Origin of the sequence: Arcobacter caeni (genome assembly GCF_003063245.1) — a bacterium.
GTDB classification, from domain to species: domain Bacteria; phylum Campylobacterota; class Campylobacteria; order Campylobacterales; family Arcobacteraceae; genus Aliarcobacter; species Aliarcobacter caeni.
Genome location: NZ_MUXE01000053.1, coordinates 1 through 587 on the forward strand (window position 1 = coordinate 1; position 587 = coordinate 587).

Consider the following 587-nt stretch of genomic DNA (forward strand, 5'->3'; position numbering starts at 1 on the left):
ATGCGATTCTCTCATCATTCATGATATATTGATATTTATTGTTTGTTCTTTGTATCTCTTTAGTTATTGGCTCAGTATCCATAAACTCATTGTTATATAAATCTTTTAACTTGTTTCCTAAATAAGATGGTACATAAAACATAGTACTTTTTTCACTTGATAAAGTTTTTAAAAGTTTTACTTGTTTTTCATAAGAGATTCCACCAAATACAAAGTTATCTTTAGCAAAAGATACTTCACTTTTATTGATTAAGGGAAAATATACTTTAGCAAAATGTAAAGCATGAGTTCTATTTAATATTTCATATCCATTTTGAGTAAATAGTGTGATTACTTTTTTGAATCCTTGCTCTTCAATTTTTTTAATTTGAGTTAGGATATTAATATTGCTTTCATCATAACTATCAAATGCCTCTATCTCAAACTCTTTGTTATTGTAAATTAAATAAGCCATAACAGCATTTACAGTTGATTTAGCATATTTACCAACTATTTTTGATGGATAAAGTACTGCAATTTTATTTGCACCTTTTTCATCTGCAACAACGGGCTCTTTTTCAATGGCATCTTCATAAACTTCTTGGGGT

Annotated in this window: 1 pseudogene; it reads right to left on the reverse strand. The window is 27.1% G+C overall.

What is annotated here, in order from left to right:
- Positions 1 to 587: pseudogene (locus B0174_RS12265) on the reverse strand (hypothetical protein); the annotation flags it as partial.